This window comes from Micromonospora sp. NBRC 107095, from assembly GCF_030269705.1.
In the GTDB taxonomy this organism is placed as follows: domain Bacteria; phylum Actinomycetota; class Actinomycetes; order Mycobacteriales; family Micromonosporaceae; genus Micromonospora; species Micromonospora parva.
Genome location: NZ_BSTU01000001.1, coordinates 2,229,159 through 2,251,486, shown reverse-complemented (window position 1 = coordinate 2,251,486; position 22,328 = coordinate 2,229,159). Strand labels below are relative to the sequence as shown.

General features: G+C 71.9%; 21 protein-coding genes. 11 read left to right on the top strand and 10 right to left on the bottom strand.

The genetic code is table 11. The annotated features are described in order from the left end of the window. Positions 1 to 62 precede the first annotated feature (62 nt). Positions 63 to 1,208: an FUSC family protein gene (locus tag QSK15_RS10510; protein ID WP_285793975.1), complete on the bottom strand. Its 1,146-nt coding sequence runs from the start codon at positions 1,206 to 1,208 to the stop codon at positions 63 to 65. Between the two features lie 56 nt (positions 1,209 to 1,264). Beyond that, positions 1,265 to 2,233 carry an SDR family NAD(P)-dependent oxidoreductase gene (locus QSK15_RS10505; protein WP_285793974.1) on the bottom strand — a complete coding sequence of 323 codons (969 nt, stop codon included), beginning with the start codon at positions 2,231 to 2,233 and terminating at the stop codon, positions 1,265 to 1,267. A gap of 84 nt (positions 2,234 to 2,317) precedes the next feature. On the opposite strand from QSK15_RS10505, the gene QSK15_RS10500 reads away from it, so the two are divergent. Both QSK15_RS10500 and QSK15_RS10495 read left to right on the top strand, forming a co-directional pair. Further along, the gene (locus QSK15_RS10500) at positions 2,318 to 3,244 is read left to right on the top strand and encodes an AraC family transcriptional regulator (RefSeq protein WP_285793973.1); all 927 of its coding nucleotides are present in this window, start codon (positions 2,318 to 2,320) and stop codon (positions 3,242 to 3,244) included. Positions 3,245 to 3,374: 130 nt separating this feature from the next. Further along, the gene (locus tag QSK15_RS10495) at positions 3,375 to 5,606 is read left to right on the top strand and encodes a hypothetical protein (RefSeq protein WP_285793972.1); all 2,232 of its coding nucleotides are present in this window, start codon (positions 3,375 to 3,377) and stop codon (positions 5,604 to 5,606) included. A 10-nt stretch (positions 5,607 to 5,616) separates the two neighbouring features. Here the strand turns inward: QSK15_RS10495 and QSK15_RS10490 are convergent, their stop codons facing one another. Next, positions 5,617 to 6,372, bottom strand: coding sequence for an SDR family oxidoreductase (locus QSK15_RS10490; RefSeq protein ID WP_285793971.1), 756 nt, complete (start codon positions 6,370 to 6,372; stop codon positions 5,617 to 5,619). A 130-nt stretch (positions 6,373 to 6,502) separates the two neighbouring features. On the opposite strand from QSK15_RS10490, the gene QSK15_RS10485 reads away from it, so the two are divergent. After that, positions 6,503 to 7,186, top strand: coding sequence for a class I SAM-dependent methyltransferase (locus QSK15_RS10485; RefSeq protein ID WP_285793970.1), 684 nt, complete (start codon positions 6,503 to 6,505; stop codon positions 7,184 to 7,186). Here QSK15_RS10485 and QSK15_RS10480 read toward each other — a convergent pair. Next, positions 7,130 to 7,660 (bottom strand): P-loop NTPase family protein, encoded by a 531-nt coding sequence (locus QSK15_RS10480; RefSeq protein WP_285793969.1) that lies wholly within the window; start codon positions 7,658 to 7,660, stop codon positions 7,130 to 7,132. The two genes, QSK15_RS10485 and QSK15_RS10480, sit on opposite strands and share 57 nt — an antisense overlap. A 172-nt stretch (positions 7,661 to 7,832) precedes the next feature. Between QSK15_RS10480 and QSK15_RS10475 the strand changes: the two genes are divergently transcribed. After that, entirely contained in the window at positions 7,833 to 9,020 is a 1,188-nt protein-coding gene (locus QSK15_RS10475; RefSeq protein WP_285793968.1) for an RNA ligase RtcB family protein, read from the top strand. Next, positions 9,017 to 9,631, top strand: a complete 615-nt coding sequence (gene prfH, locus QSK15_RS10470) for a peptide chain release factor H (RefSeq protein ID WP_285793967.1) — start codon at positions 9,017 to 9,019, stop codon at positions 9,629 to 9,631. The genes QSK15_RS10475 and prfH overlap by 4 nt, the downstream gene beginning before the upstream one ends. A gap of 4 nt (positions 9,632 to 9,635) precedes the next feature. Here the strand turns inward: prfH and QSK15_RS10465 are convergent, their stop codons facing one another. Beyond that, entirely contained in the window at positions 9,636 to 10,541 is a 906-nt protein-coding gene (locus QSK15_RS10465; protein ID WP_285793966.1) for an alpha/beta fold hydrolase, read from the bottom strand. A gap of 191 nt (positions 10,542 to 10,732) precedes the next feature. Here QSK15_RS10465 and QSK15_RS10460 point away from each other — a divergent pair, with 191 nt between their 5' ends. The 3 genes from QSK15_RS10460 to QSK15_RS10450 all read left to right on the top strand — a co-directional run bounded on the left by QSK15_RS10460 (position 10,733) and on the right by QSK15_RS10450 (position 13,680). After that, entirely contained in the window at positions 10,733 to 11,554 is an 822-nt protein-coding gene (locus tag QSK15_RS10460; protein WP_285793965.1) for a PIG-L family deacetylase, read from the top strand. A 389-nt stretch (positions 11,555 to 11,943) separates the two neighbouring features. Continuing rightward, positions 11,944 to 13,137: an endo-1,4-beta-xylanase gene (locus QSK15_RS10455; RefSeq protein WP_285793964.1), complete on the top strand. Its 1,194-nt coding sequence runs from the start codon at positions 11,944 to 11,946 to the stop codon at positions 13,135 to 13,137. A 201-nt stretch (positions 13,138 to 13,338) separates the two neighbouring features. Continuing rightward, entirely contained in the window at positions 13,339 to 13,680 is a 342-nt protein-coding gene (locus tag QSK15_RS10450) for an ArsR/SmtB family transcription factor (protein ID WP_030333934.1), read from the top strand. Between the two features lie 21 nt (positions 13,681 to 13,701). On the opposite strand, the gene argS is transcribed toward QSK15_RS10450, so the two are convergent. After that, the gene (gene argS, locus QSK15_RS10445) at positions 13,702 to 15,420 is read right to left on the bottom strand and encodes an arginine--tRNA ligase (protein WP_285793963.1); all 1,719 of its coding nucleotides are present in this window, start codon (positions 15,418 to 15,420) and stop codon (positions 13,702 to 13,704) included. Positions 15,421 to 15,769: 349 nt separating this feature from the next. Here argS and QSK15_RS10440 point away from each other — a divergent pair, with 349 nt between their 5' ends. From QSK15_RS10440 to QSK15_RS10430, 3 genes are all read left to right on the top strand, one after another. Then, positions 15,770 to 16,537: a superantigen-like protein SSL4 gene (locus QSK15_RS10440; protein ID WP_285793962.1), complete on the top strand. Its 768-nt coding sequence runs from the start codon at positions 15,770 to 15,772 to the stop codon at positions 16,535 to 16,537. A 179-nt stretch (positions 16,538 to 16,716) separates the two neighbouring features. Beyond that, entirely contained in the window at positions 16,717 to 17,205 is a 489-nt protein-coding gene (locus QSK15_RS10435) for a nitroreductase/quinone reductase family protein (protein WP_285793961.1), read from the top strand. Positions 17,206 to 17,360: 155 nt separating this feature from the next. Next, the gene (locus QSK15_RS10430) at positions 17,361 to 17,792 is read left to right on the top strand and encodes a DUF6223 family protein (RefSeq protein WP_285793960.1); all 432 of its coding nucleotides are present in this window, start codon (positions 17,361 to 17,363) and stop codon (positions 17,790 to 17,792) included. Positions 17,793 to 17,843: 51 nt separating this feature from the next. On the opposite strand, the gene QSK15_RS10425 is transcribed toward QSK15_RS10430, so the two are convergent. From QSK15_RS10425 to QSK15_RS10410, 4 genes are all read right to left on the bottom strand, one after another. Further along, positions 17,844 to 18,506, bottom strand: a complete 663-nt coding sequence (locus tag QSK15_RS10425) for a response regulator (RefSeq protein ID WP_279518873.1) — start codon at positions 18,504 to 18,506, stop codon at positions 17,844 to 17,846. After that, positions 18,503 to 19,630 (bottom strand): sensor histidine kinase, encoded by a 1,128-nt coding sequence (locus tag QSK15_RS10420; protein ID WP_285793959.1) that lies wholly within the window; start codon positions 19,628 to 19,630, stop codon positions 18,503 to 18,505. Before QSK15_RS10420 ends, QSK15_RS10425 begins: the two co-directional genes overlap by 4 nt. 68 nt (positions 19,631 to 19,698) lie before the next feature. Further along, positions 19,699 to 21,579 (bottom strand): ABC transporter ATP-binding protein, encoded by a 1,881-nt coding sequence (locus tag QSK15_RS10415; RefSeq protein WP_285794379.1) that lies wholly within the window; start codon positions 21,577 to 21,579, stop codon positions 19,699 to 19,701. A gap of 249 nt (positions 21,580 to 21,828) precedes the next feature. Further along, positions 21,829 to 22,317, bottom strand: coding sequence for a MarR family winged helix-turn-helix transcriptional regulator (locus QSK15_RS10410; protein ID WP_285793958.1), 489 nt, complete (start codon positions 22,315 to 22,317; stop codon positions 21,829 to 21,831). Between the last annotated feature and the right edge of the window lie 11 nt (positions 22,318 to 22,328).

Below are 22,328 nucleotides of genomic sequence, written 5' to 3'. Positions count from 1 at the left end.
TTGGCAACAGTGATGGCTCATATATGTGCCAGCGACTGGCACCAGGGGGTGCCGCCGGGCTGTCAGAGATCGCCGAAAGCCCTCCGGACCAGGTGATTCGCGTCCTCCTGGGTCAGGCCGGTGGCGACCAGCAGGTCACTGACCGTGGTCCGGATCTGCGCCACCACCACCGCACCGGAGAAGCCCACACCGTCCCGATAGGCGTTCCCGGCCGTTCCGACGGCCCGCAACCCCTGCTCCCGCGCCCGGTACGGCTCAGCGCCGGCGGCGAACTGCCGCTTGAGCAGGCGGACGGTCTCGGCCAGCTCGCCCACCGCCCTCGGCAACGACTCCGGTACCGGCTCGCCGTCCTCGATGAGCGTCACTGACCGCCGGATCAGGGTGCCGCTGTTGCGCACCGCCCGGTCGATCGGCTCCGCCGCCTGCGCGTACCGGCCCACCGGTCCGTGTCGCTGGTGCCAGTACACCGGCGACAGGGTGCTCGCCTCCCGGGCACCCTGGGTCGCTTCGACGAACGCCTTCAACCGGCCCGCGCTCTGTCGCAGCTCACCCCGGGCGGTACGGGCCCGGGCGGCGTCCCGCTCGGCCAGCGCCCCGGCGGTGGCGTCGAGCTGGGTCATCAGGAGATCGAGCGCGGGCCGGGCGGCCCGGTTGAGAACCCGTAGCGGGTTCAACGGCAGCAATACGGCGGTGACCAGCAGCGCCACCCCTCCCCCGACCAGCGCGTCCACGAACCGGGGGATCTCCAGGTCCCGGACGGTTGGGCTGAGCGTGGCGATGAGCACCGCCGTCGCCCCGGCCTGGATCACCACCGCCGCGCTGCCGGCGAGGAAGAGTGCGACGACGATCGCCAGCACCACGATCAGGGCGAGCTGCCACCACCCGGTGCCGATCACCAGGAGCAGCAGGTCGCCGATCAGCACGCCGACGGTGACACCGATGATCAGCTCGATGGTGCGACGCAACCGCTGGCCGACGGACGCGGCGAGCGTCGAGACGGCGGAGATCGGCGCGAAGACCGGCTGCGACACGTGCAGCAGCGAGTGCGCCACGAACCAGGACAGCCCCGCGGCCAGGCCGGCCTGCAGGGCGAGGCCGCCGATGGCGCGTACCCGACGGGCCCGGTCATGCCAGGCGTCCAGCAGGCGGTCCCAGCGCCGCGCTGTCGACGGGCCTGCGTCCGCTCCGCGCCGACCGGCAGCGACCATGGCGGCACCTACCCCGCCACGACCGGCTCAATCCTCGCCCGCAGGCGTCGGCGCTCTCAGCGTGCGGCGAGCGTCTTCTCGGCGTACGCCCAGAGCCGGTCGGCGGCGGCCGGGTCCAGCGCGTGGGCGGCGACCCCGCCGGTGGCGTCGGGGCCACCGCTGACGACCTCGGCCTCCTGGTTGTCGTCGAAGTACCGGCCGCCGACCCCGTCGAGCAGGGGCGAGCCGGCGAGCAGCACCGTCGTCGACGCGCCCTGCGCGGGCGTCTTGTAGTAATCCGCCTCGATGAGGTTGCCCGCTTCGTCCATCGCGCCCATCGCACGCATCGTGTCGTCGTCGATGTGGCGCTGGAGGTTGGTGAAGATGTACCCGGGGTTGAGGGCGTTCGCGGTGATCCCGTCAGCCGCCCACTGGCGGGTGATACCGACAGCGAGCAGCACCTCAGCGGTCTTCGACTGGCCGTAGGCCGACCACGGGTCGTACGGGCGCCGCTCGAACTGCGGGTCGTCGAAGTCGAACGGCGCGGCCAGGTGCGCCCCGGAGCTCACCAGCACGACCCGGGCCGCCGTGGCGGCGCGCAGGTTGTCGTGCAGCCCCCGGGCCAGCGCGAAGTGACCGAGGTGGTTCGTGGCGAGCTGGAGTTCCCAGCCCACGGCCGTCAGCTGGCGGGTCGGGATCGCCATGATTCCGGCGTTGGCGACCAGCACGTCGAGCGGGCCCTGCCAGGCTGCGACGAAGTCGTCGACCGACGCCAGGTCGGCGAGGTCGAGGGCGGCCGAACGGACCGTGCCCGGGGTGGCGTCGGTGGCGAACTCCTCGGCGAGCCGGTCGGCCGCTCGGGGATTCCGGGTCGCGACGGTGACGTCGGCGCCGGCCCCGGCCAGCGCGCGTACCGTCTCTACACCGATGCCGGAGGCGCCCCCGGTGACGATCATCCGGCGCCCGGTGAGGTCGACACCGTCGAGGATCTCGGCGGCGGCGGTGCGGGCGTTGAACGGTGTGGTGAGGCGTGAGTTCGCTGTCATGGAACCCAGGCTACGAACGTACGCCTCGGACTGCCTATAGTCTGGAGTCCTTCATACTTTCGTGAGAGTCCAGTGGAGGTGGGGATGGATCCGCTGGAGGACGTCCTGGCCCTGCTCGGCGCGACGAGCCACGTCTCCGCCGGCCTGGTCGGGGGCGGGCGCTGGGCCGTCGGTTTCGACCCACCGGCCGCTGCCAAGTTCAACGCCGTCCGGCGCGGCCGATGCGCGCTGCGGGTCGAGGGCCACGCCGACCCGATCGCTCTCGGTCCGGGGGACTGCTTCCTGCTGACCCGCCCGGCGGCCTACACGCTCTTCAGTGACCCCGAGGCGCCGGTCGAGCCCGCGTACCCGATCTTCGCCGCCGCCGTCGACGGCGTCGCGCACGTCGGCCACGGTGACGACGTGTTCCTGATCGGTGGCGCCTTCGCCCTGGGGGGACGGGCGCGCGGCCTGCTGCTGGACAACCTCCCGCCGGTCATCCACGTGCCCGCCGACACCCCGGAGGCCGATACCGTCCAGTGGGCCCTCGGCGAGATCGACGCTGAACTGCGATCGACGCGGCTCGGCTCCCACCTCGTCGCCGAGCATCTGGCGCTGGTCCTGCTGATCCGGGTGCTGCGGCTGCACCTGGCCCGCGACGACCAGCCCACCTCGGGGTGGCTGGCCGGCTTGACCGACCCGGTGGTAGCTCCGGCGCTACGCGCGATGCACGCGCGACCCGCACACCCGTGGACGGTGGACGAGGTGGCCCGGGCAGCCACCGTCTCCCGGTCGACACTGGCCGCCCGCTTCAAGAAGGTCGTCGGGGTGGGCCCACTGGAGTACCTGACCGGGTGGCGGATCGAGCTCGCGGCGGACCGCATCCGGCGCAGCTCCGACACTGTCGCCACCATCGCCCAGTCCGTCGGTTACGGCTCGGAGAGCGCACTGAGCGTGGCCTTCAAGCGCACCACCGGCCTCTCGCCGCGCGCCTACCGCGCCGAGATCGCGAAGGCCGGCCGCCGGGATTGAGGGCGTCCGGTTCGGGTAGACCCCGCTCCGCTGTCACAACGGTCGGCGGCGCCGACGCGTGACGTCGGGGCTCGGTCGTGGGCCACGAATTGCGGGACGCCTCGGGGGGACGTCGGATGGATCAGCGCGGTTGAGCGGGCCGGACAGCTCCGGTGGCGTCGTGGAGCTACGGGTGCACGGAGTCTCCGGCGCGAGTCCCGCACAGGTGCTGGGTCTGCAGCAGACCGGACAGGTCGCCGGTGACCGCAGTGGCGGGTTCTACCGGCCGCGCCCCCGGTGCTCGGACAGTGCCGGCGTGCCGGGGGTGACGCTGGAGGCGTACCGCTGGGGTGACCTGCCCTCCGGTACGGTGGCCCGCACCCTGGCGGTGGTCTTCCTGCTCCCCTTCATGCTTGTCAACGTCGCGATCTGGATGCGCCCGGCCAACCCCGGATCCGAGGCGATGGTCAAGTCCCTGTGCCGGCTGCTGGCACTGACGCTCACCGTGCTGTACGTGCTCGCCATCGCCGGCGTTGCCCTGGACCTCCTCGGTTGGAAGTGCCTGGCCTCACCGGACTGCCTGGCCGGACGCAGTTGGTTGTCCTGGTTGGGCGGGCGGCCGGTCGGGCTGCGGCTGGCGGTGCTCGCGCTCGTCCCGGCCGCCGCGATCGGCCTGATCTGGCGGGTCAGCTGCCGCCCGGGGCGGACGTTCGAGGCGTTCCGCGCGCCCGATCAGGGCATCTCCGCGTCTCGGCTCGGCACCGTCGGCCAGTGGGACGCCGAGCCGCTCGTGGGTCGGTTGCGGGCCATCCACGTCGCCGCGGCCTTCGCGACGCTGGACCTCGTCCTGCTCCTGGCCCGCGGCGCGAGTGACGCCTCGGCGGCCTCCATCGCGCTGGCGGCGATCACGATGGTGATCCTGGCCGGCTGTGTGGGGCTGCTCTGCACACCGCCGCTGATGGACCGGTCCGCCGACGACGAGCGGCTCGACCGGGTCACCCGCACCCTCCGGACCGCCGCCATCGTCCTGACCGTGGTCGTGGTGGCGTACGTGCCGACGAGCACGCAGTCGTGGCCGGCGGAGCACGGGCTGCCCGGCTACGACACGACACTGGCCGGTCTGTTCGTGGCACAGACGACGCTGTTGGCCGCCCTGGCCGTGGTGCTGCTCTGGCGCCGACGCCGGGAGAGCGCCGCCACCCCGCTGTTCGGGCTGGGCGCCCTCGTCGTCGCGGCCACCGGGATCAGCATGGCGGTGGCGTACTCCGCCGAGCTGGTCTACCGGGTGGCGGACTTCCTGGACCGCGACGCCTCGACCGGAGCGGGCATCGCCTCCGGCCCGCCCCGCGCCTACACCTGGGCGATCTTCGGCTTCTTCCGCGCGGTGCTGTTCACCGCGATCGTCGCCGGCCTCGTCGTCCTGCTCTCCCGGCGGAGCCGACGCCGGGCCGCGGCAGCGATCGTCGCGCGCGACTTTCCGAACCCGCCCGTCGGGGCAGACCGCCGACTGCGGCAGATCCGCGACGCGATAGCCCGGGCTCGCTTCACCGAGAAACTGGTGCCGCTGGCCGTGCTCTACGGCTGTCTCGCCGGAGTCGGCACGGCCACCACCACCATCGGCCTGCTCGGGCAGGCCCCGAGCGACGTCATCGAACGCGGCATCGGACTGCCGGCGGACGCGATCACGTTCGCCATCGCGTTCGGTAGCTGGGTCATCGCGGCGATCATTCTCGCCCTGATCGTCGGCGGTATCTTCGCGTACCGGACCGAGCCGTACCGCCGGCACATCGGGGTCCTCTGGGACCTCGGCACCTTCTGGCCCCGGGCCGCCCACCCGTTCGCACCCCCCTGCTACTCCGAGCGGGCCGTGCCGGAACTCGGCCGCCGGATCACCTACCTCGTCGAACGCGGCGACGCGGTGCTGCTCACCGGGCACAGCCACGGCTCGGTGCTGCTCGCCGCCACGGTGCTCCAACTGCCGCCGCACATCGGCGACCGAGTCGCAGTGCTCACCCACGGGTCACCACTGCGCCGCCTCTACGCCCGACTCTTCCCCGCCTACGTCGACGACACGGCACTGCACGAGATCGGCCGTCGGGTGGGTTGGCGCTGGGTGAACCTGTGGCGCGACACCGACCCCATCGGCGGCTGGATCTTCTCCCCGCACCCGTCACGCGCGCCCACCATCGCCGACGACCCGGCCGGCGGGGTGGATCGCCGGCAGCGTGATCCGCGCGGCCTGGTGGCACCCCCTGGGGACAGCGTCGCCCCACCCATCCACGGGCACTGGCCGGACGAGTCCGACGAGCCGTTCACCGAGGCCGTTCAGGAGTTGGTGCAGCGCCTCGGTGGGCGGGCTGGCCCGCCCACGACGCCGAGGTAGCGGGGCCGGCTCAGCGTCCCCGGCCGGCCGCCGTACGCCAGTCGTCCAGGCCGGTGCCGGGGATGCGGGCGCCGTCGGCCGGAACGAGCGAGCGTTCGTTCAGCTTGGCGCCAAAGTACCGGGCGTCGGGGTCGGCCACCACCGTGCGGCGATCCTGCTGGTCGGCGAGGAGCGAACGGCCCAACTCGTCGAGCCGGAACTGCTCCGGACCAGCGACCTCGACCACGGAGTTCGTCGGCGCGCCGAGCGCGACCTCGGTCACCGCGGCCGCGACGTCGTCAGCGGCCATCGGCTGGATGAGGACCGGTGCGAGGTGCACGGTGTCGCCGTCCGTGGCGGCGTCGATGATGCCCTGGAGGAACTCGAAGAACTGGGTGGCGTGCACCACCGAGTACGGGATTCCGGAGGCGACGATGAGCTTCTCCTGGGCGACCTTCGCGCGCATGTAACCGCTGTCCGGGATCCGGTCGCTCCCCACGATGGAGAGCGCCACGTAGTGATTCACCCCGGCGTCCGACGCGGCGGCGAGGAGCGTCCGGGTCGAGGTCTCGAAGAACTCCAGTACGGCGGCGTCCTCGAACGACGGCGAGTTCGACACGTCGACGACGACCTCGGCGCCGGCGAGCGCATCGGCCACTCCTTCGCCGGTCAGGGTGTTCACGCCGGTCTTCGGCGATGCCGGCACCGCCTCGTGGCCCTGGGCACCGAGGCGGTCCACGACCTTGGAACCGATGAGGCCGCTGCCCCCGATGACGACGATCTTCATAGCCGATCCACATCCTGTCTGCACTGGGTTGAGTCGTGCTGCCCATCAGTAAGACGCAAAGCGTGCGCGGATGCAGGACAATCGCCGGAGAAAGCGTTCTACGGAGATCACGCCATCAGTGGAGGTCGACGTGGCCACGGTGTCCCACCCCGTGTTCGCCCGGGTGTACGAGCGACTCAGCGTCGCCATGGACCGCGCCGGCACGGCGGCGTTCCGGCGGGAGCTGGTCGCCGGCCTGTCCGGCCGGGTGATCGAGATCGGTGCGGGCAACGGGCGGATGTTCGCCCACTACCCGCCGGGGGTGACCCAGGTCCTCGCTGTCGAACCGGAGCGGCGGCTGCGGGCCGCCGCCGAGCGCGCCGCCGCGGACGCGCCGGTTCCGGTCACCGTCGTCGACGGTCTGGCCCAGGCGCTGCCCGCCGCAGACGGCGAGTTCGACGCGGCCGTGGTCGCGTTGGTGTTGTGCACGGTGCCCGACCAGTCGAGCGCGTTGGCCGAGATCAGCCGGGTGCTGCGCCCCGGAGGCCAGGTGCGGTTCTTCGAGCACGTGGCCGCCGAGCAGGCCACCGGTCTGCGCCGCGCCCAACGTCTCGTCGACGCCACAGTGTGGCCGAGGCTGTTCGCGGGCTGCCACACCAACCGCGACACCGTCGCCGCCATCGCAGCGGCCGGCTTCGAGGTGGCGCAGCTGCGCCGGTTCCGGTTCCCGGCCACCAGCAACAGCCCGTCCTCCCCCTGCGTCCTCGGCCGGGCGGTCTCACCGGCGGGGCAGCCCGGCCAGCCAGACGTCCAGCTCCGCCGGGGAGCGCAGTAACACCACTCGCGGCGCGGACGGGTCCGCCTGCCAGGCCCGCATCCGCCGGCGGGCCCGGCCGAACGCGGTGACGTGCCACAGCAGGATCGAGTCCCGGGACAGCACACTGCTCAGCGACTCGCGGTTGCCGTTGCAGATCACCTCGCCGGTGACCACCCGACGGACGGTGCGGCGGAGCAACCGTCCGAACGAGCGCCACCGTGGATAGTCCAGGCCGACGACCAGGTCGGCGCGGGCCAGCGGGACGTCCCGCCACCCGTGGTACGCCCCGTCGATGATCCAGCGGTCCCGTCGGCAGATCTCCTCGATCCGGCTGCGCTGCCGGGTGACCGGCACCTCGACCCAGCCCGGTTGCCAGAGCAGATCGTCCACCGGATACCACGGCAGTCCGAGGTGGTCGGCCAGCCGCGCCGCGAGCGTGGACTTGCCGGAGCCGTACACCCCGTAGACCAGGACGCGACGCGGTGCGCTCATCGCGGCAGCGTACGTCGTGAAGGAAAATCAGTTGTCGGGCCTGACCCGCCTGGGCCAGAGTGACGGCCATGACGTACTGACGGACACCACCCCCTGCTCCGCGCCACCGGTGACGCCTCCCCGGGGCCGTGACGCCGTCCGTTCCCACGTTCGCAGCGAGAAGTGAGCCTCCTTGTCCCAGCACCATCTCCCTCGGGAGCCCCTGCCCCCGTCCGCCCCGGCCACCGTCACGGTGTTCGCCTCGTCGACGAGCTGGATCGAGTCCGCAGCGCTCGCCCAGTGCCGACAGGTCGCCGCCCTGGACGGCATGCGGCACGTCGCCGCGATGCCGGACCTGCATCCCGGCAAGGGCGCGCCGATCGGCGCGGCCATGGCGTCGACTGTGCTGTACCCGTTCCTGGTGGGCTCCGACATCGGCTGCGGCATCGCCGTGTTTCCGATCAAGCTCAAACGGGCCGTACCGGAACGGCTCGCCGCCCGGTTCCCCGACCTCGACCAGGCGTTCAACCCGGTACGCGACGCCGACGACCCGGCCTGGGCCGCCGTCGACGGTGACGTTCCGGCCGGTCACCTGGACGGCCTCGGGACGGTCGGCCGGGGCAATCACTTCGTGGAGCTGGCCCGGGTCGACGCCATCCTCGACGGGCGGCACGCCGGCCGGCTCGGGCTCGAGGCGGGCGACCTGGTGCTCATCGTGCACAGCGGTTCCCGTGGCCTGGGCGAGCGGATCCTGCGCGCGCACACCGAGGTCCACGGCGCCGGGCCGGCTCCCGATCCCGCCGCCTACCTGCGCCGCCACGACGACGCCGTGCGCTGGGGATCGCTCAACCGCCGGGTGCTGGCCGCCCGGGTGGCGCACGCGTTGGGGACCGAGCCCACCGCGCCGATCGTCGACCAGTGCCACAACCTGGTCGAGGTTCGGGACGGGGTCTACCTGCACCGCAAGGGCGCGGCACCGGGTGACGGGCGCGACGTCCTGATCGCCGGCACCCGGGGCACGGCGTCCTACCTGGTGGCCGCGCACGCCGGGCCGGACGCCAACCATTCCGTGGCCCATGGCGCCGGCCGCAAGATGTCGCGCGCCGACGCCCTGCGGCGGGGCCGGGCCAAGCACACAGTCGAGGAGCTGCGGCGTACCCCGGTCGGGTCGCTGGTGGTGTGCGGTGACCGGCAGCTGCTCTTCGAGGAGGCGCCCACGGCGTACAAGCGCATCGAGCAGGTGATCGCCGACCTGGTCGAGCACCGCCTGGCCACGCCGGTGGTCTCAACGACGCCAGTGGTCACCTACAAGACGCCCGATCCCGGGCCCGCCGCCCGCGCGGACCGGCGGGGACAGCGCGGCAGGCGGGGCCGGTCGTGAACGTGTTCCTGCTGCTGTCGGCCGGGCGGGGGCCGCAGGAGTGCGCCTGGGCACTGGGTCAGCTGCTGCACCGCCTGCGGGGCGAGGGCACCCGCCGAGGCCTGACGCTCCAGCAGGTGCACGCGGTGCCCGGTGACCGCACCGGCACCTACCGGTCGGTGCTGATCCGGATCTCCGGCGCCGACGCCGACGCGTTCGCGGCGTCGTGGACCGGGACGCTGTGCTGGCAGGCACCCAGCCCGTACCGGTCGGGCAACGGCCGGAAGAACTGGTACGTCACCGCCCAGCCGCCCGAACGCGACGCCCGACCCACGACGTTCCGCGAGGCGGACGTCGACATCGTCGCCTGCCGCACCGGCGGGCCGGGTGGTCAGCACCGGAACAAGGCCAGCACCGCGGTACGCGCGACGCACCGCCCCTCGGGCATCGTGGTCGTGGTGGACGAGGAGCGGCAGTTCAGTCTCAACCGCCGGATCGCAGTGGATCTGCTGCGCCAGCGCGTCGAGCACTGCGACGAGGCGGCCCGGCGGGCCGTCACCACCGCCCGGTGGCGCATCCACGACGGGCTGGTCCGCGGTGACCCGGTGCGGGTGGAACGCCCGACGCGCTAGCGACTCAGACCTCCAGCACCGCGTCCGCGAAGGCCTGCGGCGCCTCCTGCGGCAGGTTGTGCCCGACGCCGCCGCCGACGGTCCGGTGCTCGTACGGCCCGGTGAACTGCTTGGCGTAGACGGTGGGTTCGACGTGGGGCGCACCGTTGGCGTCGCCTTCCATGGAGATGCTGGGCACGCTGATCTTCGGTTGCCCGGCGAGGCGCTGCTCGATCTCGTCGTACTGTGCCTCGCCGTCGGCGAGGGCCATCCGCCACCGGTAGTTGTGGATCACGATGTCGACGTGGTCGGGGTTGTCGAACGACGCTGCGCTGCGGTCGTAGGTCGCGTCGTCGAACGTCCACCGGGGGGACGCGGTGTGCCAGATCAGCTTGTTGAAGGCGCGCCGGTTCTTGTCGTAACCTTCCCGCCCGCGCTCGGTGGCGAAGTAGTACTGGTACCACCACGCCAACTCCGCCTTCGGCGGCAGCGGCGCCTTACCGGATTCCTGGCTGGCGATCAGGTAGCCGCTCACCGAGACCAGCCCTCGGCAACGTTCGGGCCACAGCGCGGCCACGACGTCGGCGGTCCGAGCGCCCCAGTCGAAGCCAGCCAACGTCGCGGTGTCGATCTTCAGGGCGTCCATCAGGGCGATGAGGTCGAGCCCCATCGCCGCCGGTTCGCCGTTGCGCATGGTGTCGTCGGAGAGGAACCGGGTCGTGCCGTAACCCCGCAGGTACGGGACGACGACCCGGCGACCGGCAGCGGCGAGCAGCGGTACGACGTCGACGAAGCTGTGGATGTCGTACGGCCACCCGTGCAGGAGGATCACCGCGTCCCCGTCGGGCGGCCCGGCGTCCACGTACCCCACGTTCAGGAGTCCGGCCTCGACCTGTCGCAGGTCGGTGAACCCGCCAGCGGCCCTTGCCATCGGCTCTCTCCAAACGTCCGGACCTGCTCGGATGGGGTGATCACGGCCGAATCTAGCGACCCTCCCCGGGCGTGATCACCATTCGCGCAAGGACCGCTGCGCCGACCCCGAACTGGCTAGGATGCCCGCTTCCCGCAGTCGTTGCGGGTGGAGGTCGTGGGGTGGTAGCCGCAGAACCGTAGGGTGGTGGCATGGCTGAGCGACCTCTGACCCTGATGGCGGTGCACGCCCACCCCGACGACGAGGCGACGAGCACCGGGGGCGTCCTCGCCCGCTATGCCGCCGAGGGGGTCACGACCGTGCTGGTGACCTGCACCGACGGGCGATGTGGGGACGGCCCGGGTGGGGTCAAGCCGGGCGAGGAGGGGCACGACCCGGCCGCCGTGGTGGCGATGCGTCAGGCCGAACTGGAGGCCAGCTGCGCGGCGCTGAACGTCACCCACCTGGAGACCCTCGGCTACGCCGACTCCGGAATGATGGGCTGGGCGACCAACGACCAGCCCGGCGCGTTCTGGACGACCCCGGTGGCGGAGGCGGCGGCCCGGCTCGCAGAGCTGATCCGGCAGTACCAGCCGGACGTGATCGTCACGTACGACGAGAACGGTTTCTACGGCCACCCGGACCACATCCAGGCCCACCGGATCACCATGGCCGCCGTCGAGCAGACGGACGTCCCGGCGAAGGTCTACTGGACCACGGTGCCGCGTACGGCGTTCGCGGAGTTCGGTCGGATCATGAAGGAGCTCGGCGTCGAGTGGGCCGAGCCGGACGCGTCGCAGCCGCAGCTCGGCCTCCCCGACGACGAGATCACCACCTGGGTCGACACGGGCAAGTACGGCGCGCAGAAGTTCAACGCGCTGGCCACGCACGCCAGTCAGACCGAGAACATCTTCTTCCTGCAACTCGGTCAGGAGCGGTTCACCGAGCTGATGGGCGTGGAGACCTTCCTGCGGGTCCGGGACCGGACCGGCGCGCCGACCCCCGAGGACGACCTCTTCGCCGGCCTGCGCTGACCGGTCGCAACCAGCGACACCCGGGCATCGTCGACCACCGCGTCGACGATGCCGGCGGCGTGCGCCGCAATCATGCCCCCGCGGCAGCCTGCCGCAGCCCTGCCCTGCGGCGGTCTCGGGCCGCCGTGCCCCACGCCCGGGGACTGGCCAGGGTCTCCGGAAGTTTCGACCGCTGACCGCCTGGAGCGGCGCAGGTCATGTGATGAATTTCCGGAAGTTTTCACCGTTGACGCCCAGACATCGATCGGCTTAACGTTTCGAACGGGTTTCCGGTTTCCGACCGGAACTACCGGTGTCGCCACCTGACCCGACCACGTTCCCGCCGGCCAGCACCGGACCCTCGCCTCCTTGATCGACACATTCCCATTGATCGTTTGGAAGGAAGGCACATGAAGCTCAGGCAGTGGTCGACCGTCGGCCTGGTCGCCGTCGCGACCGTCGCGACGCTGAACACGGTGCCGGCCACCGCGAGCCGGCCGTACGACCCCACGACGCAGAGCCTCGCCACCCTCGGCCTGCGCCACGGTCTGCACGTCGGCACCGCGGTGAACATGGACGCCCTCAACGACGCCGATGATCCCCAGTACCGCAAGCTGGCCTCCACCGAGTTCGCCTCGGTCACCGCCGAGAACGTGATGAAGTGGGAGAGCCTGGAGCCCGCCCGTGGCACCTACAACTGGGCCCCGGCCGACGAGTTCGTCGAGTTCGCCAAGCGCAACCGGCAGAGCGTGCGCGGTCACGTGCTGGTCTGGCACAACCAGTTGCCCGCCTGGTTGACCAGTGGCGTCGCCGACGGCTCCATCAGCAAGCAGGAGTTGCGCGAGCTGCTGCGCAAGCACATCACCACTGTCGTCAACCGCTACAAGGGCAAGATCTGGCAGTGGGACGTGGTCAACGAGGCGGTCAGCGACCCCTGGGACACCCCGTCGACCCTGCACTACAAGGGTTTCTGGGCGCAGAACCTCGGGCCCGGCTACATCGCCGACGCGTTCCGCTGGGCACGGGCTGCCGACCCGAAGGCGCTGCTGTTCTACAACGACTACAACATCGAGGCGTTCGGCTCGGGCAACCCGGCCGACGACAAGACCCAGTTCGTGTACGACATGACCAAGAGCCTGCGCGCTCAGGGTGTCCCGATCGACGGCGTCGGTGCCCAGGGCCACCTGGGCACCCAGTACGGCAACTTCGACACCCTCCAGGTGACAGCGGCGCTGAAGAAGTTCAGCGGGCTCGGCGTCGCGACGGCGTTCACCGAGGTCGACGTCCGCAGTCAACTGACGGCGGGCGTCCAGGCGGGCAACTCGGAGGAGATCAACCCGCGGCTCCAGGCGTCGGCCGCCAACTTCAGCGTGCTGATGAAGGCGTGCCTCGCGGTGCGGAGCTGCCTGTCGTACACGGTCTGGGGTTTCAGTGACAACCACTCGTGGGTGCCCGGCTGGTTCAGCGACCCGCCGGAGGGCCTGGCCACCATCTACGACGAGAACTACCAGCCCAAGCGGGCCTACCACGAGTTGAAGTCCGACCTGATCTTCGCTGGGCCGCCGTACGTCCTGCCCCGCGTCGCCCCCAAACCGCGCCGCTGACACGCGTCTCGCCGGGCGGGCCGTGTGGAGCTTCGGGAAGCTCCACACGGCCCGTGTGCCACCACGGACGTCGGCGTTCGACTCACGTTCGGTGGCGTCGTTACGCCATCTGGACGCCATCGGAGGGCTGGTGTCGGTTTCTGCCGGTTTATTGATGGTGTTGGTGTCACTATGGCAGGCGTGGGAACTGCGAAAACTGCCATGCCTGCGATCTCGCCGCTCACCGGCGATCCCATCAAGCGGGCCGATGCCGAGCGGCTAGCGGGGGTGCTGAAGGCCTTCGCCGATCCGGCGCGACTCCGGTTGCTCAGCCTGATCCAGTCCGCGCCGGAGGGTGAGGCGTCGGTGAGTGACCTCACGTCGGCGCTCAATCTCTCTCAGCCGACGGTGAGTCATCACCTTCGGATCCTCACCGAGGCCGGCCTGCTCGAACGCGACAAGCGTGGGGTCTGGGCGTACTACCGCCTGGTTCCCGCCGCGATCGCGCAGATCGCCGACCTGTTGACGCCACCCCGGAAGCGGGCAACGAAGCGGGCCCGCTGACCGGGCCGGGGAGCCGGCCCGTCACATCCGTGCCAACGTTCGGATGCCGAGCAGGTCCAGCCCCTGCCGCAGGGTCCGGGCGGTCAGCTCGGCCAGCAGCAGCCGGCTCTCCCGCAGTTCGTCCGACGCGCGCAGCACCGGGCAGCGCTCGTAGAACGCGCTGAACGCGGTAGCCAGCCGGTGCAGGTACCCGGCGAGTTGGTGGAGTTCGAGGCTCCGCTCCACCTCGCCGACCACCCCGGCGAAGCCGAGCAGCTCGACCGCGAGCGCCCGCTCCGCCGGCTGCGCGAAGACGATGGGCGCGTCCGGCCGGGCGGCGGTCCCGGCGCGCCGCAGCACCGACCGGATCCGGGCGTACGCGTACTGGAGGTAGGGCGCGGTGTTGCCGTCCAGCGCCAGCATCCGCTCCCAGTCCAGGACGTAGTCCTTGGTCCGGTCGACGGACAGGTCCGCGTACTTGATCGCGCCGATGCCCACCGCGCGGCCGATCTCGGCGGCGGCTTCGGCGTCCAGGTCCGGGTTCCTGCTGCGGGCCAGGTCGGTGGCGCGGGCGACCGCCTCCTCCAGCAGGCCGACCAGCTTCACCGACTCACCGGCCCGGCTGCGCAGCATCCGACCGTCGGCGCCGAGGATGGACCCGAAGCCCAGATGCTCGGCCCGGACCGGTGGGTGGAGCCAACCGGCCGCCTCGGCGACGGCGAACACCATCGCGAAGTGCTGCCGCTGCGGCAGGCCGACGACGTACAGCAGCCGGGTCGCGCCCAGCTCGCCGACGCGCTGCCGCAGCGCGGCCAGGTCGGTGGCGGGATAGCCGTACCCACCGTCGCTCTTGCGCACGATCAGCGGCAACGGCGCGCCGTCCCGGCCGGTGAACCCGGGCGGGAAGACGCACTCGGCCCCACCGCTGGGCCGCAGCAGCCCCAGCCGGTCCAGGTCGTCGACGACGCCAGCGAGCAGCTGGTTGTAGGCGCTCTCGCCCCGGAAGTCGTCGCCGGACAACCCCACGTCGAGCAGGTCGTACACGGTCAGGAAGTACCGCTCGGACTGCGTCACCAGCAACCGCCACAGCCGCCGGGTCCGCTCGTCGCCGCCCTGCAACGCGACCACCCGCAGCCGGGACCGTTCCTGGAACGCCTCGTCGGCGTCGAACTTGACGCGGGCCGCCCGATAGAACGTGTCCAGGTCGCCCATCGACAGGTGCTGCGCGGCCTCGGCCTCACCGAGGTCGATCAGGTGCTCGATCAGCATGCCGAAGGGTGTCCCCCAGTCACCCAGGTGGTTGACCCGCACCACCCGGTGCCCGAGCCAGGTCAGCAGCCGCACCGCCGCGTCACCGATGACGGTCGAGCGGAGATGCCCGACATGCATCTCCTTCGCCACGTTGGGCGCCGAGTAGTCGACCACCACGGTCTGCGGCGTCGCCGTCGACGGCACGCCGAGCCGGGCGTCGCCCGCCAGCCCGGCGACCAGGTCGGCCAGCGCCCGGTCGGCGAGGGTCAGGTTGATGAAACCCGGCCCGGAGACCTCGGCCGACACGCCGAGGTCGTCGAACACCGCGTGGGCCAGCACCGCGTCGGCGATGTCCCGCGGCGGGCGGGCGAGCCGCCGGGCCAGCGCCAGCGCCGCGTCGGACTGGAAGTCCGCGCGCCCCGACCGCCGCACCAGCGGGTCGACCGGGCCGCCGGCCACCGCCGCGAACGCCGGTTCCAGCCGGTCGGACAACAACTTTTCAAGATCCATGGGTACGCCGATCTCGCTCGGACCCGCGCTGTCACGCGAGCCGTTGACGGGGAGATGCGGGCGGACCGAGGACGACCAGTGAACGACCGGCGGCTCGATCCGCCGGTCGCAGGAAACAGGTCAGCGCGGGCGGGCGACGGATCGCCGGCGTCGCTCCACACCAACCTGGACGTCACCCGACAGTCCGGTGGTGCAGTGAGCGTTTACGCTGGTCATGCGGGGCAGCCTAGCGGCCCGGTCGATGTGACGACACCTCAATTCCGGTGGCCCGGTCGATCCCCGCGCCGCCTGGTGATCGTTTCGGTCGGCGCGGCGCTGGGCACCTTCCTGGCACAGACAAGGGGTGATGATGAGCCGATCCGTACCACTGCCACCGGCGCGTACCCGGCGTGCGCTCGCGCTGCTCCCGCTGCTCGGCACCATCGCGCTGGCCGCCGCCTGCACCACCACTGAGGAACCGCCCGACTCGGCCCCGGCGACCACCGCGCCGTCCAGCACGGCGGCGTCAGCGCCCCCGACGGACGCACCGTCTCCGAGCGCGAGCAGTCCTCGGGTGACCATCCCGACCTCGGCCTTCGTCGAGTTGCCCGCCGAGCTGCGGAAGTCTCCGCGACGGACGACACCCGTCGAGGAGGCGCTGCCGACGTTGTGTGGCAACGAGTTCGGCACCGGCGGCCGGCAGGTCACCGCGAGCGCCGCGATGACCGTCACCTACCAGACGGCCGGCGAGCCCGCCAGCAACGTGCCGCAGGGGATGATCCATCAGACCATCTTCACCTTCGACGGCGCCGGAGCCTCGGCCTACCTGGACCGGCTCCGCACCGCCGTGCAGGCGTGCCCCTCGTACGAGCAGGCCGGAAACCGGGTCACCGTCAAGAGCGAGGTGCTGACCGGGGTCGGTGGCGAGGGGTTGCTGCTGACCCGGACCTGGCCCGAGACGAGCCTGAACGGCGAACGCACCGGCGGCACCGCGTCCAGCCAGATCGCCGTGGCCCGCGTCGACAGCACGGTGACGGTCTTCAACGACCAGGGGTGGGAGGGCACCAGCGGCAACCCGGCCATCCTGGACCGGGTCGTTCGCGACGGCGTCCGCGTCATCGACGCCTGGCAGCGGTAGCTCATCCGGCTGCCGCCGAGGCGGGGCTTCCACCGATCGGTCCGATCCTCGGTCGGATCATGGACAACAGGACGCAAGCTGTGCTCACGCCGGGAGACCTTGGGCTCTCGGTCCACAGTGGGGTTGACGGATACGGCAGCCTGCCGGGCCATCAGCAGTGGTCGGTGGAGGAGGTCGTCATGTCCGATGCTCAGGAGACGAAGGCACCGTGGCTTCCGCCGCGGTGGTTCATCCGGCTGGCCTGGTCGGTGCACCGGGGTCTGTACCGGGTCACCGGCAGCCGGGTCGGGCTGTGGCGGCCGCGCGAGCACCGCTGGGGCACGTTGCGACTGACCACCACCGGTCGCCGCACCGGCCAGCAGCGCAGCGTCATCCTCGCGTACTTCGAGGACGGCCCGAACCTGGTCGGGGTGGCGATGAACGGGTGGGGCGAGGGCGCCCCCGCCTGGTGGCTCAACCTGCAGGCCCACCCGGACGCGTCAGTGGACCTGGCCGACGGGCGGCGGCTGGTCCGCGGCCGGGCCGCCACCGCCGACGAGCGGGCGCGACTGTGGCCACGCTGGCGCGGGGCCGACAAGAACTTCGAGGCCCACGCGGCGCGGCGATCGTCGGAAACCACCGTGGTGGTGCTGGAACCCCGGTCGGCGGGTGACTCCGCAACGCCCTGACGCGCTGCCCGGCCCGAGACAACCGCCGAAGTACGACGTCCGGGGCGGATACATCCCGGGTGGTAGGCCCGTTGGCAACTCCGGCATGACGACTCGCGGGCGGTCCGGTTCCTACGCTGCCGCATGTAGTCGTCAGCCGACCGAGGGGAACCACGATGTCCGTCAGCCACCTGTTCGTCACCGCCGTAGCCGCCCCGCTCGGCGGGATCACGCTCACCGCACCGGCGGCCGCGCACGTCTCGGCAGAGTCGGCCGCCGCTGCCGTCTCCATGAGTTCCGGGCGTCTCGGCGCCAGTGTGGGCGCTCTGCTGGGATTGGCCGGTGCCGTCGTCGGAGGGCTGGCTCTGGCCCGCCCCGCCAGCCGCGTCGGCGTCGCCTCGGGCCGCCTCGGAGCCGTCCTGGCGCTGGCGGCGGGCCTGATCGGCCTGGCGCTCGGCGGGCTGGTGGTGGCCACCTCCGACGGTGGTGTCGGCACCGGCAACGGGCGAGGTGGGGCCTACGTGGCAGTGGTGGTCGGGGTGATCAGCGCGGTCCTCGGCGGGCTGGCGCTGGCCCGCGCCCGCCGCACCGACCGGCTGACCGCCTGACCGGTCCGGACGCGGGCCGGGTGGCTCTGCCGGCCAGCCCGGAGGCGGTGGTCACTGGCGGGTGAGCCAACCGGGCACGGTCAGACCGGACTCGTAGGCGAGGATCACCAACTGGGCCCGGTCCCGGGCAGCCGCCTTGGTCATGATCCGGCTGACATGTGTCTTGGCGGTGGCCGGGCTCAGCACCAGTCGCGCGGCGATCTCGTCGTTGGACAGGCCGGCCGCGACCAGCGCCAGCACCTCCCGCTCCCGCTCGGTGAGCACGCTCAGACGCGGCCCCGGGTCGGGATGCCCGGCCCGGGCCGCGAACTCGGCGATCAACCGACGGGTGATCGACGGCGCGATCAGCGCGTCGCCCCGGGCCACCACCCGCACGCCGTGGATCAGCTCGGCCGGTTCGGTGTCCTTGACCAGAAAGCCGCTGGCGCCGGCCCGCAGCGCCCCGTAGACGTATTCGTCCAGGTCGAATGTGGTCAGGATGATGACCCGGGCGTCGGAGTTCCCGACGATCTCCCCGGTCGCGGCCAGGCCGTCCAGTCCGGGCATCCGGATGTCCATGAGCACGACATCCGGCCGCAGGTGCCGGGCGAGCCGCACCGCCTCCGCGCCGTCGGCAGCCTCGCCGACCACCTCGATGCCGTCCTCGCCCTCCAGGATGGACCGGAAACCGGCGCGGACCAGGGTCTGGTCGTCGACGAGCAGCAGCCGGATCATGCCCGGTCCCCCGCCGGGGCGGGCCGGACCGGCAGTCGGGCACGGACCCGGAAGCCGCCGTCCGGCTGCGATCCCGCGCTCAACGAACCGCCCAGTGCCCGCGCCCGCTCACGCATCCCGACGATCCCGCTGCCCGGCGTACCCGGTTGGCTGGTGCCGTCGTCCTCGACCTCCACGAGCACGTCGTCGTGGTCGGGCCGGACCCGGATCACGGCGGTGGTGGCACCCGCGTGCCGTGCCACGTTGGTGAGCGCCTCCTGGACGATCCGGTACACCGCCAGGTCGACCTCCGGCGGCAGCGACCGGGTCTCCGCCACCTCGGTGCGGATCTCCAACTCCGGCCGACCGGCTGTCCTGACCAGGTCGCCGAGGCGGGACAGACCGGGCGCGGGCGCCTCCGCGGCGTCCTGCCGCAGGACGCCCAGCGTCGCGCGCAACTCGCTCAACGTCTCCTTGCTGGTCTGTTTGATCGCGGTGAGGGCCTGCTCGGACCGGACCGGGTCGGGCCGGTGCAACGCGGCGCTGGCCTGCACGTTGATCAGTGACAGGTGATGGCCGAGCACATCGTGCAGTTCCCGGGCGATGCGCAGCCGCTCCTCGGTGGCCCGCCGCCGGGCCTCCTCCTCCATCCGCTGCTCGGCGGCGGCCGCTCGGGCCTGCGCCTCGGCGAGGTAGGCGCGACGGTTGCGGGTCACCCCGACGATGACCGCGACGAGCCATCCCGCGTGCAGCAGTGTCGCCCCGTTCATGCTGTTCGGGGACCGGTTGTAGCTGTCCGCCACGGCGAAGGCGACCACCGAGGCGAGACCCAGCCCGATGGCCACCGCGAGGTGCCCCTCGTCGACGACGGTGTAGAGCGCCACGACGAACACCAGCATGATCGGACCGGGTCGGTGCAACAGCGCCCCGTACGCGCCGACGGCGGCCAGCGCCACGACGCCCACCGGCACCGGGTGACGCCGGCGGACGGACAGCGCGGCGGACGAGAGCAGCACCGCCGGCAGGGCCGCCCATTCGGCGGTGGTGTCGATGCCGCGCGACTGCACCACCAGGCCCACGAGGGCGATCAGGCCGACCACGAGCACCAGGGCCGTGTTCGCCGTCCGGACGCGCCACCCCGACATGCGCGGAAGCCTAGCCCTTCGATGGGGAACGGGAGAAGGCCTGACCTGCGGACCGGCGGTGACGGTCCTCAGTGGGAGGTCGGGGCGGGCCGGTTGCCGTCGGTCAGGTTCGCGTCGTAGCCGGCGGCCTGGAGGGCGAACAGTTCGGCGTACCGGCCTCCGGTGGCGACGAGGTCGGCGTGTGAGCCGGCCTCGACCAGTCGGCCGTGGTGCAGGACGAAGATCCGGTCGGCGTGCCGGACGTTGGCGAGCCGGTGCGTGATGAGGATCGTGGTGGCGCGACCTCTGCGGTCCCGAATGGCCTGGAACAGGGCGTCCTCGGCGCGGGGGTCGAGCGCGGAGGACGGCTCATCCATGATCAGCAGTTCGGCGTCGCGCAGGAAGCCGCGGGCCGCGGTGATGCGTTGCCACTGCCCACCGGAGAGGTCCTGCCCGCGCGCGAAGGTCCGGTCGAGCAGTGTCTCGTACCCGTGCGGAAGGTCGTTGATCATGTCGTGGGCGACCGCGCGGCCGGCGGCGGCCTCGATGCGATCCTGCCGGGCCTCGCTGTCGACGTCGCCGATGGCGATGTTCGTGGCCGCGGTGAACGGCCACTTGTGGTATTCCTGCGTCACGACCGCGATCCGGGCCCGCAGCCCGTCGACGTCGAGCTCCGACAACGGGCGGCCGTTCCACTCGATACGGCCGGCGGTGGGCACGCGCAGGCCGGCGATCATCGCGGCGAGGGTGGTCTTGCCCGAGCCGTTCTCTCCGACGAACGCGACCGTCTGCCCGGCGGTGATCGTCAACGTGACGCCGTCGACGGCCGGGGTGTCCCGGTCGGGATAGCGCAGGCTCACGTCGTTGACCGTCAACTCCCGCAGCCGGTCCGGGGCGTCCCCGGCTTCGGCGTCGGCGTTGCCCGGCAGGTAGGCGTCGGCGCGGGTCATGAAGCCGGTGTAGTCGCCGAAGTGCTGCCCCTCGGTGTAGACGTGGTCGACCTGGAAGGTCGCGATGGCGAGGGACCGTTGCGCGGACTGCACCGCGATGACGCAGGTCGCCGCCGCGGCGAGCGGGATCTGCCCGTCCAGGAGCAGCAACCCGAGCAGGGCGTAGACGGTGCCGGTGGCGAGGCCACCGATGATCGCCCCGACGGTGGTGGTCGTGGTGACGCGCCGGGCCAGGGCGAGCTGGATGTCGGTCTCCACCCGCATCACCCGGTCGTACTGGTCGAGCAGGAACCGGCGCAGACCGTAAGAGCGCAGCTCCGGTGCCGAGGCACGTTCGGCCATCAACTTGTGCAGCAGCCACAGTCGACGTCGGCGCACCGATCCGGCGGTGTACGTCTGGTAGCGCAGATGCCCGGCCCGCAACGACGCCCACGCCGTGGGCACCGTGGCGACCAGCAGTGCCAGCAGCAACAGCGGATGGATGATGATGACGGCAGCCGCCACGGCGAGCAGGCCGGCCAGCCCGGCGAGCAGGTTCATCGACGCCTGCACCAGCCCGATCGTCGACTCGGTGCCCCGGGAGGCGCGTTCCATGTCGTCGGCGAACGCGTCGGCGTCGAACGCCTCCAACCGGACCGCGGTGGACACCTCGAACAGGCCCCGCTCCACCTCCCGGCTCACCCGGGGCGTCAGCCCGTTCTGCGCGTACCCGGTGGCGATGCCCATCCCGGCGCGGAGCGCGACCGTCGCGGCCAGCACGGCCAGCGCGGGCAGCGCCGCCCGTACCTTGTCCGGTGTCGGCCCGCCGGCGAACAACTCCACCAGCACCCGCTGCGTGGCCAGCAGCCCGAAGGCCGCCATCACCCCCGCGCCGACGGTGGCCACGGCCACCACACCGGTACGGAGCCGGTCCGCGCGCCAACTGATGCCGAGGGCGGTCCAGACGAGCCTGGGTAGTTCCGCGAAGACGGCGAAGACGCCGGCCTCGGCGCGCGCCCGCACCCCCGTCTCCCACCACATCTCCCGCAGTTCCGGCAGCACCGACTCGGTGCGTCCCGGGCGGGACCGCGCTGGCCTGACCCGGTGGGCTTCTGCGGTGGCGGTCTCGCTCATGGACGTACCTCCCGGGCGGCGCGGCCGACGCCGTTCCCCGCGGATGGGCGGGGTGGCGGCTTTCTGGAGGATTGGACCACCCTGGCGTAGCTGTCGGCAATCTCTCGAACACTCGCAGTTATGGATGCGACATTGCCGGCCCGGCAGCCAGGCGTGTCATCGCGCGCGCAGGACGTCGAGGCGCGCTCGCAGTGCGGTGGCGATCTCGCCCGCCGCGACGATCTGGTCCGGGGTGAGGGCGTCGACGAAGAGTTCGCGGATGGCGCGCAGGTGCGGAACGGTGGCGCCCCTGAACGCCTCCGCGCCGGCCGTCGTGAGCAGCACCTCGGCGCCACGGGGCACCGTCGCGCACTCCTGGCGGCGGATCAGGCCACGCCGTTCCATCCGCCCGAGATGGTGCGAGAGGCGGCTCCGCTCCCACCCGATGTGCGCGGCGAGTTCGGACGACCGCATCGACTGACCCTGCGCCTCACTGAGGGCGAGGAGCACCGCGTAGTCGCCCGTCGAGAGCGAGGAGTCGCTCTGCAACCGGGACTCGAGCCGGGAGCCGAGCGCCGTCGTCGTCTCGATGAAGTCCCGCCAGATCCGCAGCTCGTCGGCGGTGGGGAGTTGGCGTCCCCGCCGGGCCGGTGTGGCGTCCGTCATCTCACTCTCCT